Consider the following 18,454-nt stretch of genomic DNA (forward strand, 5'->3'; position numbering starts at 1 on the left):
TGATTATGCACCTCCATTACTGGAGTTGCTGCTGTCGCCGCTACCGGTACTGCTGCTTGTGGCATCACCGCTGTTGATGCCAGTAGAAGAAGATGTGCTATCTGTTACACCGGTCGTGCCCGTTGTGCTGGCATCGGTCATTGTCTGGCTATCGCTCGTCAAGCCGCTGGCACCTTGATTGGCGTTACTCGTCGCTGTGCTAAGACCGCTCATATCTGAGGAGGGAACGCTGATAAGATCGCCTTCTTTTAATCCGCTTACGATTTCCACTTGACTCTGATCGTGAATACCGACCGTAATCGGCTGTTCTTTGGTCGGTGGTGGGGATGCTGGCGAATGTTGGGTCGTTCTGTCCAGCTTATTGACTATATAACGATTGCCCTGCTGAATGATCGATTCGATCGGTAGGACAAGAATGTTTTGTTTGTGCTGTACGAGAATGTTCGCTTGTGCTGACATGCCTGCTTTAATTTGACCGGGATCATCGAGATGGATCGTGACGCCGAAGGTGGAAACACCGTTTTTGGCAGAACCTTCATTAGCGATGGAAGCGACATGCCCGATAAACGCTTGCGCAGGCATCGCATCGAGCGTAAGCGTCGCTTTCATACCAGGACGAACTTTTAAAATTTCCAGTTCGTCCACTTGAATCGTGGCGCTCAAATCGCGATAATTTACAATCGTAAATGCTTCAGCTCCCGCGCTCGTGGCGCTGCCAGCAAACACATTCACTTTGGTGATCGTTCCGTCGGCAGGGGCAAGCAGTGGAGCCGGTGCCGCTTGCTCTTTTAGCAGACGCGCCAGCTCGGTTTGAGTAGTGGTGATATCATCCTTTGCTTTTTCAATCGCTTGATGGGTACTGTCCAGCTCGGTCTGAGCGGTGTTGTCCATCATTTGCTGTTTGTATTGCTCTTGTTTGGCATGCAGATCGCTTTGCTGCTGTTTGAGTGTATTTTGCTGCTCGGTTACGTCTTTGGTGTTGTCTTTTGGTTTGTAGCTAACGAGTACTTGTCCTTTTTGGACGTGCGCATTCAGTTTGCCGACGACTTGGCGAATCGTGCCTTCCTGCTCGGTGTACACAACGGTCTGATTCGTAGCTTTGACTGGGCCTGAACCTTTAATTAGCACGGTAATTTCGCTTTTTTGGACAGCGATCGACGGTGTGGCATCGATTACTGTTTCTTGCGTCTGTTTGGGCCATAACAGATAAACGGTAGCAGAGGCGGCAACAAGCGCGGCGACGACCGATGCGGTGATCCAGATTTTCTTTTTGTTATGCATGAGAACCTCCGTTATTGGCTGACATATTGCTACTGCTCTGCATGGAAGTAGTCGGTGGAATGATGACCGCGGCAAAGTCGATCGGATAGCTTTGTGCACCAAGCAGTATGCGCTCACCTTGGAATTCGTCATACGCATTGATCGTAAAATGACCGCCTGTGCTCGTTTTGTACGTATTGCTTGTTAGTGTGAGCGAGTACGGGATCGATTTGCCAAGCGTCAAGTCTGTGCCTGGTGCAAAGCTTTTCTCTTGTACGCGTCCATTCTGGTCGATCCATTGCAACACAAGCGTATGTCCGTAGGTGCCCATCGTGTACGTATTATCTTTGCTTAAGCTGTATGTCATATTGATCGCCATGCTGTCTTCACCTTGATTTAGTGATCCGGTTACACTATTAAGCGCAAAACGGTATGGGAACAAATCCATCTCACTGCTGACGCCAGCAACGATCGGAGTTGTCTGTGGACGAAGGGTAAGCTCGGTAGCGTTAATATAGCCAGTAGGCGTTGTGCCGGCAGTCGCCATTTTGCCATCTGTAATCGCTTCGCCAACATATAGTGTCAGCTCGGATGTGTTTACTGAAGCAGGTAGTTTGGCGGATACGTTGATTAGACTTTTGCCATCCGGACCGATTGATTGTTCTGGCTGTACGACTGTAGCTTCATAGTATTCATTAGCACGTGTTTTGTAATAAGCGACTAGACGGGATGAAGCGGTGCTGTGTTTTTCTTCGTTTTTTAGTTCTAGCTCGGTATACACGATCTTTTGGCTCTGTACGCCATACGTTAATGTACGACGTTCGTTAAGCTGTGCTTTTTTGCCGCTTGTCGTTATGTGGAAGGCGTTTCCACTAGCGATGTGTGTAACGGCTGAATTAGGCTGTCCGAGCAGGAGTGACAGAAACGGATTGCTGCTGTCCAGTGTCGATGCCGCCGTTTGGTCAGTGCTATCGGAAGCTACATCGGCAGTCGGAGCAAGTTCCAGTTTCAATTGATCGATGTCCAGCCCGGTATCTAAATTCGCTACCGCATAATAAACACGGCTTTCCCCGGCACCAAGTGAGCTGTTATTGTTCTCGGCAATAAGCTGGATCGAGCGGCTGCTGCGATCGTTCCCCGTTTTGATCCAGCCCCCTAGCGTCGGCACATTAACAGCGTCTGTTCCACTATTACGCAGTGTGAACTTGGTGACAACGATATCGTCGCTCGTCCACGGCAGGCGTTGCACCGATTGTACAGTCACGCCAAAGCTGCCGTAATTGTTATCGAATGTGTATTCGGTCTGAATCGATTGGCTCTGTTCCTGTTTGTACGGAATCATATAAAAGGCAGTCGGCAAAATAATCGCTGTGCCCGTCCGCGCCGTATCGGTCGTTGGCACCGCATTGGCACCGCTATCTTGCGCTGTTACCGCAGGCTCGATCAATTGCAATTGCAGCTGTTGTTGCTTGAGCTGTAACGGCACTGTGGTCGCTAGCTGAATGAGCTTTTCTTCCAGCGGTTTGAGGGTAAGACTGGCAAAAGCTTTCGTCGTAATCGGGAATGTGTAGCCTTCTGCCGAACGAATCGCCGTTTCGTAAGCAGGCAATACGATCGTTTTGCCGCCTGTATTTTTTAAGCGGAATTGCAATGTCCATGTCGCTTTATTACCGCTCGTAGACATCGTAGCGGCACGAAGTTGTGTCTCAATCGTCGTTCCATCGATCATCAACTTGCGTGATTGGGCAACCGGTACCGTCAGACTGGATGCACTGGCGGCAGGCAGTTTGAATGAAGCGATAGGTAGTTCGAGACTGGCGGCAGTCGATGCGGTATCGGTTTTGCTGTCGGTTGAGCTATTTGTTTGTGTAATTTGCATGAGCAGATTGTTCGTTTGTAACGCACTCGGAATCGCTGTTACATACTGCACCGTACTCGTCTCGCCTGGTTGTATATCAAGCTTACGACTGGACTGATCCAGTGAGAGCGGATAGCTGGCACCACCTGTTGCTTGCAAATAAGACGTATACGGTAATGAGCTTAATAACCCGCTGCCCAGATGGGTCACAGTAACGGTCAATCGTGCATAACGTTTTCCGTTAAAATTGACGATTTGCAGTTGTTGCGGCTGCAATTTCATTGGTGTGCCGTTTACGATTACGTTGGCACTTTGCCCGGACGGAAGCGCTGGTGAATAGCTTGAGGGTACGGTAAAGGTGCCCAGTTTCTTTTCATAAGTGGCACTGTTAAAATCCCAACCGTATATGGAAATTTTGCTGCCTGCAAGCCGATTCTGGTTTTGTACACGCACATAATAGGTAATCGACTGGCTCGTGCCTGCGGCGATCATGATGCGATCTTTATGCTCGGGGATGAGGATGCCTTTGACCAAGCCATTTTGGACGGTGTAAACACGTGCGAAAGAGTTGATTAGTTTGTACGGGCTGGATGTTTGATTCGTGTAAGTTAATGTGTACGTAAGTACGCCGCTTGCATGGCGTGCGGCAAGCTGTATGTCGGTCAAGCGGACGCTAACGCCAGTTTGCAGCGAGATAGCGGGTAAGGAGGCAAGCGAGCGATTGTTGGTAGCGGCGCTCTGTGTAGCGGCTACTTTGGCGGGAGCGGCACATGCTGCCGGCATGCCGGATAAGCTGCTGGCGACAACGATACCAGCCAGCAGGGCAACGTAAGATGGATGCTTCTTCATTCATGTTCCTCCTGATCTTTAGCTATGTTGTAACGTATATAGATGTAGTGTAGAGGAAGAACATAAAGTCGATATAAATAAAAACGCTTTGATTTTAGCCAGAGCTTAAACGAAGTTTAAACTTTTTATAAACTGATACAAGAGCAGTCATGTGGACGACAATTTACCGTATGACAGCGCAAAAAGCGTAGCTAGTGATGCACGATCGGCTACGCTTTTATTTATATTCAATTTAGTATTAAAGTAAGCGGTTCCAACATCGATCAAACGTGCAATACAGCAACCGTTCGTTTACCCTAGCTTTTTCAAATAAAAGAAATACGGCTCCACATTGCCTTTCATATCCATATAACCCATCAACACATCCGGACTGACACGGCGAAAATGATCCATAATTGGCAAATGATCATAAACGAGCGTCGCTGTAATGCGTCCGCGATGTTCGACCATTCGCAGACGACCTTCACCACCAGAGCTGGGTACAATTTTCATTTTATCGAAAATACGACCCGGATCGGCAGCGAAAATATGACCGTTGCGTTTGTAAAATAGCAATGGATCGACCTGATCGACCGAGTGAAACGCTTTACCATACCAGTGCAACTGTTCCAATGCACCTTCCATCGGATGCCCGGTATGCAGCTCAAAACCGCGCCATACGCCGATCATATGTTCAAGCTCAACCGCATCCAATTCATCATACAAATCAAAGGCTGCTTGGGGAGAGATTCGTTCCTGATACGTCAGACTCCAAAATTGCGGTTCCAGTGTTTCCAGCATCGAAGCGCCTCCTTCTGAAATGGGCATACAGCAACGAAAATAGTATCATTTGTAATTAAAAGGAAAAAAATCCTGATAATAAAGTATAAGGCTAAATAACCTATACTGAAACGTGAACCGTTTAAAAATAGCAAATTCCACGATCATTGCTGTCATTCGATAGCAAAATATAGAGCGGTATAATGATCCAGACAGCTACAGATGTTATGCTTGCTTAGCCATTATATAATTATGGCTGTTGACTATGGGGAGGAGAAAAGCAGGCGGTGTAGAGTAGAAATAAGTGTGGATAATGTTTAATCGTGGGTCACTTTGCTCGTCAGATGTGCAGAACCGTTGCAGTCGACAGCTTTATGATCGGTAATGAGCAATGTTCGTTCATCCAGCTGTTGGCGAATGCGGGATAACAAACTTCGAATATCCGGCATCATCACCGGCTTGAAAATAAAATCGTGAATATGATATTTACTCGCCCGGCGTGCATAATCAAATTCATCAAAGCTCGTCAACAGCGCCATTTTGGCGTTCGGGCAGTGTCGTTGTACTTGTTCAGCCAGCTCAAGCCCATCCATCACAGGCATGCCCACATCCGAAATGATCAAATCCGGCACGATATCCGCTAATGCTTGCAGCGCTGTTTGCCCGTTGTCGTACGTACCGACCAGTTCAAACCCGTATGCATGCCAATCGATGCGATAGCTTAATCCGTCACGCATAACACGGTCATTGGTTGCGATCATCACTTTATACAATCCAATCACTCCTTTATATTGCCTGATGGCGTCATACATGGAAACTAGAGCGTTGACCTCGTTAAATAAGCCGTTTGCTATTGCAGAGCAGCGATGTTCTCCTGCTACGATGCGAGTGTATCTTTCAGAAGATGGAGTGAAGCAGACACTGAATTTAAGCTGGTCAGCCTAGTAGAGCGTATACGCAAACTTGGCGTGTTTGCAGCATCCCCACTGCGGTATACAATAAGTGGACAGACTCCTGTCTTACATGCGAATCTACGAATAGGGAACGGCGGTAAATTCCTGTGCTCACAAAATGAAGGAATGAGCATAAATGAGCACAATATAGATCAATGTGCTTGAAATAGTAATGTTATTTTATATAACTTATATTATTCTTGATCATAACATAAAATTAGTGAATTAGGACGATGCTAGAGCGCCCATTGTGTATTTAAAGCAAAAAATGATTACAAAGTCAGATAATCTGTCATTTAAAGGAGTGATTCATTGTGCAATTGCAGACAGAACGACTGCTGATCCGCGAAATTGTAGACAGAGACTGGACGTACATACATCGCTATACGACGTTACCTGAAGTGACGATGTACACCGCCTGGGGACCGAATACGGAACAGGATACAAAAAGCTATGTACAAGCTGTACTGCGTATGCAGCAACAACAGCCCAGAACGGAGTATGAGCTGGCGATATGTTTAAAAGAGCAAGGCATGCTGATCGGCGGCATCGGGTTACATCTGACCGAGCAAACGAACGCCGAACTCGGTTATGTGCTTCATCCCGCCTACCAAGGCAATGGCTATGTAACCGAAGCGTGTATGGCTGTGATCGAAGCGGGTTTTCAGCAGCTTGGCGTTCACCGCATTTATGCCAAATGCCGTCCACATAATAGCGCCTCCGCAAAAGTAATGCAGCGCATCGGTATGCAACACGAAGGTTTGCTACGAGAACATTGGTTTTATAAAGGCGCTTATCATGACTCATTGCTCTATTCGATTCTGGCAAGTGAGTATGAGCAACTTGCCTAACAGGAATGAAGATGAACAGCAGTGCGTTGAAGATAAACAATAGTGCGTTGAAGATAAACAATAGTGCGTTAATGAAGATAAACAATAGTATGCTGCTAAACTATAGATTAGCTCGGTTATGTTGCTGGGAGACGGATTTGATGAGTAACGCAAAACGGCTGTTCCGTATAAGAACAGCCATTTGCAAATGTACCGCTAATCGGCTTTGCCATCGTACAAGTAGCGGTCAAGTATGCTGTGAAGTTGAATATTGTTGTGGCACAAGTCGTATGTGGTCATCATCGGCGGTCAGTTGCTATCCTACTATATGTCCAATACAGTCGTACTTCATAATATTTCATACTTTATGCAGTCAATTAGTTATATTTTAAATTTTTATCTTCATAATTTTAACATTCTTGGTCATCACTTATTTCGATGAATTATAGCGTAGATTTGGCTTAGACCGAGCTGTATTTTTGGTTCCATTTATGCGTTTGTGAGCAAATTATACGGTTTTATCGTCAGCATGCCTAGAACGAATCGGATTCGGCATACGCCAATGCAGTGGGGCTTGTTCTTTTAACGTTCCTGCTAGCTCGCCGCCTTCCAAACGCCAATATTCCAGTCCACCGAGCATTTCTTTGACAGAAAAGCCGAGGCTAGCGAGTGTAGCGGCTGCTTTGGTGGCACCATTGCAGGCAGGACCCCAGCAATAGGTAATGATCGTCTGCTCACGATTCCAGTCTGCTGTTGTCGCAAGATTGATCTGTTTGCCAGCGAGATGAATGGCGCCCGGAATATGACATTGTTCATAAGCAGCAGCATCTCTCACATCAAGCAAACGAAAAGGAGGTTCGCCTTTATGCAGATCAGACATCACATCCGCTACATCTGTTTCACAGGCAAGCCGTGATGCCCAATAGTGCAGCGCTTGCTCTGGCGGTGCTGCTGGTATGCGAAGTACAGCAGAATAACGGGGTGTAGATTGAGTCATAGCGATCACATCTCCTTTAGTTTTCACTACATAGCTTATTCGTGGACGATCCGATGTGCTTATGCGTCATACGCGGTTTGACTGCATAAGCATTAGTCTGAACGATCAACATCGTTTTACAAGCTAGACAGGGCAGACGGATGGGTACTGCTGTACACGATCAGCTAGCGATTACGGCTTCCGATACGGTCTGTAGTCGTTTTCTGATATAGTAACGGTATGCAATGCAATGATCCAATCGATTGCGCTGATCCGCTTGTATGCTCATTGTACGTTACTCGCCAACCGTTACTGCGGTGAAAAAACTGATGATAGCTATCGAACAGATCGATAATGCGCTCGTATTCCGTCACCGCTTATTTATTTCTATGTCGCTTTGCTCATACGTATTTAGGCTGTAACAATGGAGGAGTGCTAACGATAAGTATTGTGTATGTACCTTAAACTTAAATACTTTGCTTTATGTTCAATCCGTATATTGGAGTACATTTTATTTTAGTGAGAACGCATTGTTGCCACTGCACTTTCAAGTGCATAATTATACATCGTGTACGTTTACCAATAACCGATAACAGGAGGTGGAATATAGATGGAATTGCTCTATTTGCGCACCTTTTGTGAGCTGGTAAAATGGGGCACCTATACCCGTACCGCACTGGAACTAGACTATGCGCAGTCTAGCATCACAAATCATATTCAGCGCCTGGAACAGCTTTACGGCGGGCAGCGGCTGCTCATTCGTAGCGGCAATAAAGTGCTGCCTACAGCGGCAGGCGAACGGTTATTGCCGTATGCAAGACAAATGTTGGAGCTGCAACAAGCGGCACATGAGGCGCTACAGCAAACTCAGCCACAAGCAGCTGTATTGACGATCGGTACGATTGAGTCATTGTCGGTTCATGTGTTGCCAGAGCTGTTGGAACTGTTCCGTGACGAGCATCCTAACTGTAAAGTGCGCATCGTACTTGCATCCGAGTCAGAGCTGCTAACCGAGCTTCGTCAAGGGAAGATCGATATTGCACTTGTGCTGGATACACCTATGGCGGCAGAAGGCATGATAACAGCGATTTTGTTTGCTGTCCAAATGGCGGTTTTATTGCCGCATCATCATCCACTGCACCAGCAAACAGGTGTAAAAGCTGCCGATTTGCACGAATATCCGCTCATTTTAACTGAAGAAGGTTGTACGTATCGTGCCTATTTGCTGCGGACGTTGCAGGCGGCTGGCGTAACTGCTAATATTCGTTGGGAGATGGTAGGCATGGAAGCGATCCGGCAAGCGGTCGGTAAAAGTTGGGGGCTTGGCTTTTTGCCGTTGTATGCGGTACAAGGCATGGATATGCCGCGCGTAAACCCGGGCGGCATGCATGTACTGCCGTGGACAGAGCAGGATGTGAATTTGTACGTACAGCTACTGTATCCGGTACAAGTAGATGTTAGCACAGAAGCGTTTGTACGGTTGAGCCGGCTGAAGTTTGCTTCCAGGTCGTTAATGCCTTAGAGTAAACTAGTTAGCATACCGGCTATGATGACACAGCGTGTAATTGGCTTTTTCCTAAATAAGACAACACCGTCATGATTAAATTTGTTAATTCCTATGCAAATAGTAAGAATAAACTTCATTTTAATTTGGAATCAAGGTATACTATTGAAGAAAACGGGCAAAATAAGCTATACTTTTCCCGCAAACCTATCTCATCAAAGGAGTGTCATTATGCCACAGGTACTTGTTTTTGGACATAAAAATCCCGATACAGACACGATCTCATCTGCTATCGCTTATGCAGCTCTCAAAAAAGAGCTGGGCGTAGATGCTGAAGCGGTTCGGCTTGGCGAAGTAAACGGTGAAACACAATATGCATTGGATTATTTCAATGTAGCCGCACCGCGTCTAGTTGACAAAGTGAGTGAAGTGAAAGAAGTTATCCTCGTCGATCATAATGAGCGTCAGCAAAGTGCCGACGATATCGATCAAGTTACCGTCACCGAAGTTATCGACCATCACCGGATCGCCAATTTTGAAACGAGCGCTCCACTGTACTATCGCGCTGAGCCAGTCGGCTGCACCGCAACGATTTTGAACAAGCTGTACAAAGAACACGGCGTAACGATTACGAAAGAAATCGCTGGTCTAATGCTGTCTGCGATCATCTCCGATTCACTGCTGTTCAAATCGCCAACTTGCACGGAGCAAGATGTAGCTGCTGCGCGTGAACTGGCTGAAATCGCTGGTGTAGATGCGGACAAATACGGTCTGGATATGTTGAAAGCGGGCGCTGATTTAAGCGGCAAAACTCCTGCTCAACTGATCTCACTGGATGCCAAAGAATTCCAAATGGGCGATGCTAAAGTTGAAATCGCCCAAGTAAATACGGTTGAAATCAATGATGTACTGTCCCAACAAGCGGAATTGGAGCAAACGATCCAAACGGTAATCGAGCAAAAAGGTCTCGACCTGTTCCTGCTCGTTGTAACGGATATTTTGAACAATGATTCCGTCGGTTTGGCACTTGGTAAACGTCAAGACGTAGTAGAAACAGCCTACAATGTATCACTGAACAACAATACCGCATTGCTGAAAGGTGTCGTTTCCCGTAAATCGCAAGTTGTGCCTGTATTGACGGAAACATTCACCAAGTAAATTATACTTAGATTACCGCTCATGCGCAGTCTGCTGTTATGCCTGAATAGGCGTCACAGAGCAGACGTATCTAAACGCAAAAGGCTGTCACGCTTATGAAGCATCCGCTTCACCGTGACAGCCTTTTGCGTATCCGTATTCATACAGTTACCGATCGATTAGCGGCAACAGATTGATCATCTGTCAGCACGTCAGCGATTAAGACGGTGCGGACGGATGATTGCGATATACAGCATGAGCAGCCGGGATATTGGCTTCGATTTTGCCGATCAGCTCCAGCAGCAGTGTGCGCTCTGTTTCCGATAGCCCGCTCATCAGATAGGAGGCGCTTCGAAAATGAACCGGCAACAATCGCTCCATCAATTCCAAGCCTTGCTCACTCAAATAAATGATGCTAATCCGCCGATCTGAAGCATGATTGCGGCGACGTACTAAACCATCCCGCTCCAGCCGTTCCACCAGCCCGGTAACGGTCGCTTTGGTCACACTGGCACGTTCAGCCAGCTCGCTGGCGGGCAATCCTTTGTCCAAATGTCGATAGAGCAAAATCAATAGTGCATACTTGCCGGGTGAAATGCCGAATTGCTCAAAACCTTCACTACTCACTCGGAACATATTAAATGAAGTACGCATAAACAATAGCAACATCTCTGTCGCCGGTACATCGATCTCCGGCACTTGCGCCGAGATACGTTGTAGCATATCACGTGTAGGCATATCGCGAATATCAAAGTCCATAGCCGATTCGTCCTCTACCTAAGACTCACAAGCACGCCATAATGGATGTTTAAACAGGCTGCTGGCGGTAATGATTCATGTTCACTGATTATAGCCTGAATATCGTTCGCTTGTCTTGTTGCATATAATGGAATAAAAAGTATTAAAATTCCTTTTTTCATCGCCTTTGTTAAGCAAATGTTAATAAACATAATTCGACTCTAGTGCGCGTAAACGTATTATTTTAAGAATTGTGAAAAGTGTAAAATAGTGTTGCTTTAACTTAATTACTGAGCTAAGATTTGGTGGAGGAACTAGGAGGGGGAACGATATGACTGTATCTAGAGCACGAACAATTGGACCTGCACGATTCAATACAGCCGTGCATGCGCTCGCAGGTTTGGCACATAATGGGGGAACGGTGTCTAGCTCGATTATTGCGGCACAAGTCCAGTCGCACGCGACATTTTTGCGCCGTATTTTGGCAACGCTTGCCAGTCACGGTATTGTGGATACACGCGAAGGTAGAGATGGTGGCTATTCGCTGCGTATTCCGGCAGATACGCTCACATTGGCAGACATTTATCAGGCGATTCGCACAGAGGAACAATCCGGACGCGAGACGTACAAAGCAGGCTGCGCACCACTCGGTGAAGCGCTGAGCGGTGTGATGCAAGACGCCGAGCGTCAAGTCGTTGAATATTTAAAAAAATATACGCTGGCGGATTTGCTGCATGATGCCAATCAACGTAAAAAGCAGGAAAATGCCCGCGAAACACAAATGGCAGACTAAGCCATCGTTACATCGCAAAACAGCAACGCTCTGATATCATGTCGGATTAGTTGGACGACATCAGAGCGTTGCTTGCTGCTTAGTTATAGTTGCTTATCAGCTTGTTGACGCGCAAGCAGCTTCTGTTCACGCCTTGCAAACCAGGTGGCAAGCAACGAGCCGGAAATGTTATGCCATACGCTAAAGATAGCGCTCGGTACAGCAGCGAGCGGATTAAAGTGAGCAGCGGCAAGGCTGGCACCGAGACCCGAATTTTGCATCCCTGTCTCAAATACGATCGCTTTGCGTTTAGCTGCGTTCATGCCAACGAGACGGGCAAAGCCATAACCGAGCGCGTAACCAAGAACATTGTGTAAAATGACGACGGCAAAGATGAACAGACCGGATTCCACAATAGGTGTTTTGTTCAGTGCGACGACAATCGCAACGATGAGCACAATCGCCAGTGTGGATACAAACGGTAAAGTTACTGCTGCCGCTTCAGCCTGCTTGCGGAATACCGCCTTCACGATCACGCCCAGCACGATCGGAATGATGACAACTTTCAAAATATCGACAATCAAGCTACCGGCACTTACATGCATCCACTGACCTGCTAGCAGTGAGATCATCGCCGGTGTAGCTAGAGGCGCGATGAATGTCGAGACCGAGGCGATCGAAACGCCAAGTGCGACATCGCCTTTAGCAAGAAACGTCATCACATTAGAGGCGGTACCGCTCGGACAGCATCCGACAAGGATTACGCCAACGGCAATATCCGGCGGCAGATGAAGCGCTACAGCTAGGCTGTAAGCAAGTAGTGGCATAATCATATAATGACCGATCACACCGAGCGCTACATCCAGTGGGCGGCGAAACACTTCTCGAAAGTCCGCAGACGATAATGTTAGCCCCATCCCAAACATGACGATACCGAGCAATAACGAGATTTGTGCTTTTAGCCCGATAAACGAGTCAGGCAGCAGAAAACCGAGCAAGGCAAACAGAATGACCCAAACGGAGAACGTATCTCCGATAAATTTGCTCATTTTGGCAATGGTGTTCATTGTGATCGTATCCCTTCATCCATCATTTTGGTAGCATACACTCACATTACAAAGCGTATGACTGATTCATACTACTATAAAAAACATTACATAACTACCGTTTCGTGTTCAGAAAAATGGAGTGGAATTAGCCTGTTTTTTGTCCAAAATGCACAATCGTTACTATTATGTAATGGATGTTGTGGATCGCATAAATAGAAATAGAAGCAGTCAGAGCAATTATTGTACACAGGAAGCGTTATAGCGGTCTGTGTATTTTTTTGTTTGTTATGAGCTTTGTGTTATTGCAGTTTGGCGAGATCAAAATACGCGGCGTAGCGATATCGTACGCATGGATGCGTTAACCTAGCCAGCTAAATTCGCCATAGCTTGCTGTATAGTTAGTGGTAGCGGTAGCACATATTAAGGAAAGACGCCTTTGATTATTCAAGCGACCATTTACGATTAGACAGCGCTCGTGTGCGTATAAGTCGCTAACGATCGTTTCCTGTTACTATTTATTCATTGCCACTCAACTCGTATGATCATAATTGAAAATTTCAGGAGCGATTTATAGCAGATGACGGTATAGTAAAAGGAACAATCGGAATGATTCATCATGGCAGCATACATAAATATGCCTAACGATAACGATGTATCATCTCCATATACATCATTTGGAGATAACATTACATTATTTAAAGGAGCGAATAGAATGGAGCAATCGGTGCATAAGCCGTATCAGGTCGGTATCTTTTTGTTTGATGAAGTTGAAGTGCTGGATTTTGCGGGGCCGTTTGAAGTGTTTTCGATTGCGGAAATTGCGTCGGGTGTAAAATGTTTTAATGTACATACGATGTCTGCCGACGGGCAACCGATTGCGGCGCGTGGCGGTTTGCGTGTACAGCCACAATATAGTTTCGAGCAAGTGCCCCCGCTTGATCTGCTCCTCATTCCGGGCGGTTATGGAGCTGAAGAAATCGAGCTGTACAAGCCGGAAGTGTTAGATTGGATTCGCGGTTATGCCGAAAAGGGCGTACAGATTGCTTCGGTATGTACAGGCGCATTGTTGCTGGCAGAAGCAGGCTTGCTGAATGGTCTGCATGCAACGACACACTGGATGGATTTGCAACGATTGAAGGAGCAATATCCGGATGTGAGCGTACGAGCCGGCGTCAAATTCGTCGATCAAGGTAAAATCGTTACGTCTGGCGGCATCTCGGCAGGCATTCATATGTCGCTGTATCTCGTTGGACGTTATTACGGTATGGAGGTGGCACGGATGACCGCCAAGCGAATGGAGTATGATTGGGATGAGATAGGAAAATAAAGTTAATTTTAGTAAGGAGAATAAAGATGAGTACACAAAGTAGAACTGAAAAATTATTTGAAAACAAATTAGGTATGTATCCTCATCTTAAATATATACGTAACAAATTATGGTTGAAAGACGGTAAAAGTCGGGTTTCTGTCATGGTTGGAGCTGGATTCAGTTTAAATGCGAATATAATAGAGCAATCATTGGATAAAATGTCTGATTGGCCTCAAATTAAAGAACGGTTAATAGAAAGATTGCCACATCATAAAAGCATTGAATTAAAAAATGTGCTAGACATTGGACAAATATATGTTGATGAATATGGGCGTACTTCCCTAGATGAAATTCTAAAAACGTCTGTACCTGATAATAATTATGAGCCTTCTAGGTTACATTACGATTTATTAAGGTTACCGTGGAGCGATGTCTACACGACTAATTATGATACTTTGTTGGAGAGAACTCGATCAAATTTGTATGAGCGTAGCTATGAAGTAATTTATAACATTAGTGATATACCTGGGTCTATTCAACCGAGAATTATTAAATTGCATGGTAGCTTTCCAGCTCAAAGACCGTTTGTTTTCACTCAAAGAGACTATGAGAATTATCCTTCCCAATTTAGTCCCTTTGTAAATATGGTTCAACAATCTATTATGGAAACTACTTTTTTGTTGATAGGGTTCTCTGGCGATGACCCCAATTTTGAGCAGTGGACAAGCTGGGTTTCTAAAAATTTAGGTGAACATATGCCGAAAATTTATATGATAGGGATTGGACAAAAAGAGCGCTTAAATGATTTGAATTCAAAAGGCATAACTTTAATTGATTTTGAAGAAATTTATAAAAATGATCCTAATCGTTACCATACTATGTTTACAGATTTGTTCGAATTTTTTAGTTTTCAAAATAAAAAACAGAAAATGGATTGGCCCTACAAAAGTTATGGTGATTTACTATTAGCAGAACAAGAAACCTTAGTTGATAAGATAAAACTATTAGAGTTTAATCGCGAGAGTTACCCCAATTGGGTTATTATACCTGATGTAATCAGGAGGGGATATGCTGGTTCTATTCGCCATTTTACAGAACGCTTTTTTGGAGATTTGAATTTGAGATTTTTAGAAGATGAACAAGACTCAGAAAAAATTATCTCTTTAATTAATGAATTACTTTGGTGTTATAAAATATTTTTAATTCCATTAGGCTCTTTAATTCATCGACGGTTAAAGCAAATTATTGAATTATATGACAAAAAAGAATTGTTTGCTGAAATACTCTTAGTTTTATTAAAAGAGTCAAGATTAGATTGTCAAGTGGAAGAATTTAATAAGTATCAGCTTAAGATTTCTACAATAAATCTGACAACAGAACAGCAGCATGAATCTATCTATGAGGTTATACAGTTAGCTCTTTTTTTCGGTGAAATTATGAGAGTAGAAGAAGAAGTAAATCGTTGGAATGTAGATTCAAATGAAATCGGATGGATTTTAAAAAAAGCAGTTATATTAGAACGCATACAACATAAAGAAAAGTCGATAGACTTATTTAAATCTGCATTGCAAGTGATAAGACGATTATTGACGATTCAACCGGATGATTATAGATTGTTATCTTTCGAAAGTGTAATCTTAAATTCCAATTTGTTATTGGAGAACGAGCGAGGATACGATAAAGATAGATCAAGATATCTTCAAATTCTTTATTGCAACACTAATAGAGAGTTTGAACAAATAGCTTTATCTGTAAAACCTTACGAATATAGCTTAGGCAAAAGTAGAAAAAAAGCATTTGATCCAGACATCATAAATGTTTCTTACTCTTATGGTGATCCTGTAACACAGGAACTTCTAGATTCTTATGCATTAATAAGTATAAATGAGCTTTTTAATTATAAATGTGCTAAAAAGAAACATGATACAGCAATAGAAAATTTAAAATTTTATCATCCCTTTTTATCAATTATTAAAAGAATAAATTTAAATAACAGCAAAGGCATGGATGATATTATCTCAAGAGAGTATATTTATAACTTAGATTTAGATAGTTTGGAGTCTCTACTAAGACTATCAAAAAACGTTTTGAATCATCCTAAACAAGCTCTTTTAGATCAAGATACTGCTTTGGAAATGCTGTCTAGAATTTATTTTGCGCTTCCCAATAAAATGAAGTCAGAAATTGACAAGCTAACTATTGATGAGATTAAAAATTGGGAAGCAAATTCTTCTATTCAAGATTGGAGACTAAAGAAGAAAAAGTCTTTAGAGCATTTAGTTAAAAGGATATTTAGAGACAAAAATAGCAAACAACAATCTGAATTTTTAGAAGAAATACTGAAAATTCAGATAATGAAACAAGATTTTATTGAACTTGAGTTATATAAAATGTTTTATTTTGATCCAATATTAGTGGTTTTGAATAATTTGAGTTCTAGTTTTAAAGTTAATGCTAATCAAAGTTTTGTAGACTATTTATTTGAGAATCTAGAGCAAACTGAAAGTCAGAGTTTAAGAGAAGGTGCAATAATAAGAATATTTTTACTAATAAAAAAAGATGCTCTATCTTATGAGTTTATAACTAAGTTCAAATCATTTGTTGACCAGTTTAAAGCACATCATAAGAAAGATATTAGTGATTTTCTTTGGAACAGACACATTGACAATGCCATTAATAATTGTGATTTAGAAAATATTATTAAAGATGAGAAAATTGCAACACAATTTTTGCTCAAAGGCATTCCTTTAATTGAATTTGGGGAAGTAGCACTAACAAGGTATATGAGAGAACTATCCACCATTTACCCAGATTATGTATTGAGTCAAGAACAGCAAACTCCTAGCTACGAAGAATATCAAAACTGGCTTGCAAAATTTTTTGAATGGTGGGCGACTCAAAAGACTATATTACAAAAAAATAGTGATATTCATTCTACACGTTTAAATGGTTTTTTAGAAACCATGATTACTTTGAAAAACAATATACTTGGTGTTATACCTAAGCAAAGTCTCACTCAAGAACTGATTGAATGCACAGAGTCTTTTTTCTTAGAACTTTGTTCGGTTTATCCATCTCATTCATTATATCTGCTTCCTAGTTTAATAAGATTAGGATTAAGAAATGAATCTGAAGTACAAAAAATAATTTCTCAATTAAATAGTAAAGAAGATGATAAAAAAATAATAAGTTTAAATTGCTTATATGACTATCTTATCTTTATAAATAAAAATGAAATTTCAGAAAGTCCAAATGTAGTGAAAAATATAATATTTGATAATATGAGATATACTTCTAAGGAGGTTAGTACTAATTGTTACAATTTGCTGTGTAATTTGTTTGAATTTGCTCCATCTATATTTGATGCTTCTGATATAGCAATGTTAAATCACCATTTAAGCTATTGTTTGCAAGAAATAAAAGATGGAAGTTTAGTGATTGGAAATTTAGAAGATTTTGAATTGATTTCTGCAATGGCAGGATTAGCTAGTTATACCTTCAATAGCAAATTGTTTGATAATGACGGTACTAATTATGACTGGAAAGAATATATTGTGAATCATAAATTGCCAGAAGTGAGACAATATGCAGAGGCTTTTGAAGTACATTTATTATGAAAAGAGGAGCATCATGTTTGAAGGCCAAGCGATTTTGCCTGCGATCAAAACGATGAAGCAGTTTGATCAGCTGTTGGATAGCCCGTATCGATATGGCGTGTTTTTGGATACGCATGTGGCGCAATTGAAAAGTATTTACCGGATGGCGCAAAATCAGGGCAAGCAGATGTTTTTGCATGCTGATCTTGTGCACGGTTTGAAAAACGATGAGTATGCGACCGAATATTTATGTCAGGAGATCAAGCCGTACGGCATTATTTCGACGCGTGGCAATGTGATTTTAAAAGCAAAACAAAAAGGTGTCATCGCTATTCAGCGTGTATTTATGCTCGATACGATCGCACTCGAAAAAAGTTATGCATTGCTCGAAAAGACGCAGCCGGATTATATCGAAGTATTGCCGGGTGTTGTCCCCCATATGATTCACGAAATTGTACAACGGGCGGGTGTGCCGGTATTTGCCGGCGGTTTGATTCGGACGGTAGAGGACGTTGAACAAGCGCTGAAGGCAGGGGCGACGGCGATTACGACGTCCAATCCGCAGTTGTTTGCTCATTACAAACAGCAGTGAACAGACAGCGCCATTGAATACCAGCTTAGACGTAGATGCGCATCATTATGCACAATCAATGTCCAACTGTAGCCGATTACGCGATAAAACAGTATAGCGCTTTCAAACTCATTTTGCATGAGTAATACATGAAAAAAATCATGTTGACACCGCTTACATGTTACGATATGATGAACACAAGTTAATACATGTGACGGAGAACCGGAGAGCCACGCAAAGCCTGCTGCATATCAGCGGGAAGTTTGCGATGGCTCCTTTGCGTCTTTGAAGCG

14 protein-coding genes are annotated in these 18,454 nt (G+C 43.3%); 7 read left to right on the forward strand and 7 right to left on the reverse strand.

The features are described from left to right. Positions 1-3: 3 nt before the first annotated feature. From U1I11_RS19010 to U1I11_RS19025, 4 genes are all read right to left on the reverse strand, one after another. Positions 4-1,281, reverse strand: a complete 1,278-nt coding sequence (locus tag U1I11_RS19010) for an efflux RND transporter periplasmic adaptor subunit (protein ID WP_322907706.1) — start codon at positions 1,279-1,281, stop codon at positions 4-6. Further along, on the reverse strand, positions 1,274-3,967 hold the full coding sequence (locus tag U1I11_RS19015) for a hypothetical protein (RefSeq protein WP_322907707.1): 2,694 nt from the start codon (positions 3,965-3,967) through the stop codon (positions 1,274-1,276). Before U1I11_RS19015 ends, U1I11_RS19010 begins: the two co-directional genes overlap by 8 nt. 291 nt (positions 3,968-4,258) lie before the next feature. Then, positions 4,259-4,747, reverse strand: a complete 489-nt coding sequence (locus U1I11_RS19020; RefSeq protein WP_322907708.1) for a DUF4334 domain-containing protein — start codon at positions 4,745-4,747, stop codon at positions 4,259-4,261. Between the two features lie 296 nt (positions 4,748-5,043). Next, positions 5,044-5,490, reverse strand: coding sequence for a response regulator (locus tag U1I11_RS19025; protein WP_322907807.1), 447 nt, complete (start codon positions 5,488-5,490; stop codon positions 5,044-5,046). Positions 5,491-5,993: 503 nt separating this feature from the next. Here U1I11_RS19025 and U1I11_RS19030 point away from each other — a divergent pair. Beyond that, on the forward strand, positions 5,994-6,530 hold the full coding sequence (locus U1I11_RS19030; protein WP_322907709.1) for a GNAT family N-acetyltransferase: 537 nt from the start codon (positions 5,994-5,996) through the stop codon (positions 6,528-6,530). Positions 6,531-7,017: 487 nt separating this feature from the next. Here the strand turns inward: U1I11_RS19030 and U1I11_RS19035 are convergent, their stop codons facing one another. Further along, positions 7,018-7,506, reverse strand: a complete 489-nt coding sequence (locus U1I11_RS19035; RefSeq protein ID WP_322907710.1) for a rhodanese-like domain-containing protein — start codon at positions 7,504-7,506, stop codon at positions 7,018-7,020. A gap of 589 nt (positions 7,507-8,095) precedes the next feature. Here U1I11_RS19035 and U1I11_RS19040 point away from each other — a divergent pair. Beyond that, on the forward strand, positions 8,096-9,007 hold the full coding sequence (locus tag U1I11_RS19040; RefSeq protein ID WP_322907711.1) for a LysR family transcriptional regulator: 912 nt from the start codon (positions 8,096-8,098) through the stop codon (positions 9,005-9,007). Between the two features lie 213 nt (positions 9,008-9,220). Continuing rightward, complete coding sequence (locus tag U1I11_RS19045; protein ID WP_322907712.1) at positions 9,221-10,147, forward strand: manganese-dependent inorganic pyrophosphatase; 927 nt, start codon at positions 9,221-9,223, stop codon at positions 10,145-10,147. A gap of 198 nt (positions 10,148-10,345) precedes the next feature. Here U1I11_RS19045 and U1I11_RS19050 read toward each other — a convergent pair whose 3' ends face one another. Next, positions 10,346-10,885 (reverse strand): MarR family winged helix-turn-helix transcriptional regulator, encoded by a 540-nt coding sequence (locus U1I11_RS19050; protein WP_322907713.1) that lies wholly within the window; start codon positions 10,883-10,885, stop codon positions 10,346-10,348. 310 nt (positions 10,886-11,195) lie between these two features. Between U1I11_RS19050 and U1I11_RS19055 the strand changes: the two genes are divergently transcribed. Continuing rightward, positions 11,196-11,657 carry an RrF2 family transcriptional regulator gene (locus tag U1I11_RS19055; RefSeq protein WP_322907714.1) on the forward strand — a complete coding sequence of 154 codons (462 nt, stop codon included), beginning with the start codon at positions 11,196-11,198 and terminating at the stop codon, positions 11,655-11,657. A gap of 83 nt (positions 11,658-11,740) precedes the next feature. On the opposite strand, the gene U1I11_RS19060 is transcribed toward U1I11_RS19055, so the two are convergent. After that, positions 11,741-12,703 carry a bile acid:sodium symporter family protein gene (locus tag U1I11_RS19060; protein WP_322907715.1) on the reverse strand — a complete coding sequence of 321 codons (963 nt, stop codon included), beginning with the start codon at positions 12,701-12,703 and terminating at the stop codon, positions 11,741-11,743. 706 nt (positions 12,704-13,409) lie between these two features. Between U1I11_RS19060 and U1I11_RS19065 the strand changes: the two genes are divergently transcribed. The 3 genes from U1I11_RS19065 to U1I11_RS19075 are packed head-to-tail and all read left to right on the forward strand — an operon-like array spanning position 13,410 to position 18,182. Further along, positions 13,410-14,012 carry a DJ-1/PfpI family protein gene (locus U1I11_RS19065; RefSeq protein WP_322907808.1) on the forward strand — a complete coding sequence of 201 codons (603 nt, stop codon included), beginning with the start codon at positions 13,410-13,412 and terminating at the stop codon, positions 14,010-14,012. A gap of 26 nt (positions 14,013-14,038) precedes the next feature. Beyond that, positions 14,039-17,611: an SIR2 family NAD-dependent protein deacylase gene (locus U1I11_RS19070; protein ID WP_322907716.1), complete on the forward strand. Its 3,573-nt coding sequence runs from the start codon at positions 14,039-14,041 to the stop codon at positions 17,609-17,611. Positions 17,612-17,621: 10 nt separating this feature from the next. After that, positions 17,622-18,182 (forward strand): glycerol-3-phosphate responsive antiterminator, encoded by a 561-nt coding sequence (locus tag U1I11_RS19075; protein ID WP_322907809.1) that lies wholly within the window; start codon positions 17,622-17,624, stop codon positions 18,180-18,182. Positions 18,183-18,454 lie beyond the last annotated feature (272 nt).

Origin of the sequence: Paenibacillus campi, from assembly GCF_034659835.1 — a bacterium.
In the GTDB taxonomy this organism is placed as follows: Bacteria; Bacillota; Bacilli; order Paenibacillales; family Paenibacillaceae; genus Saccharibacillus; species Saccharibacillus campi.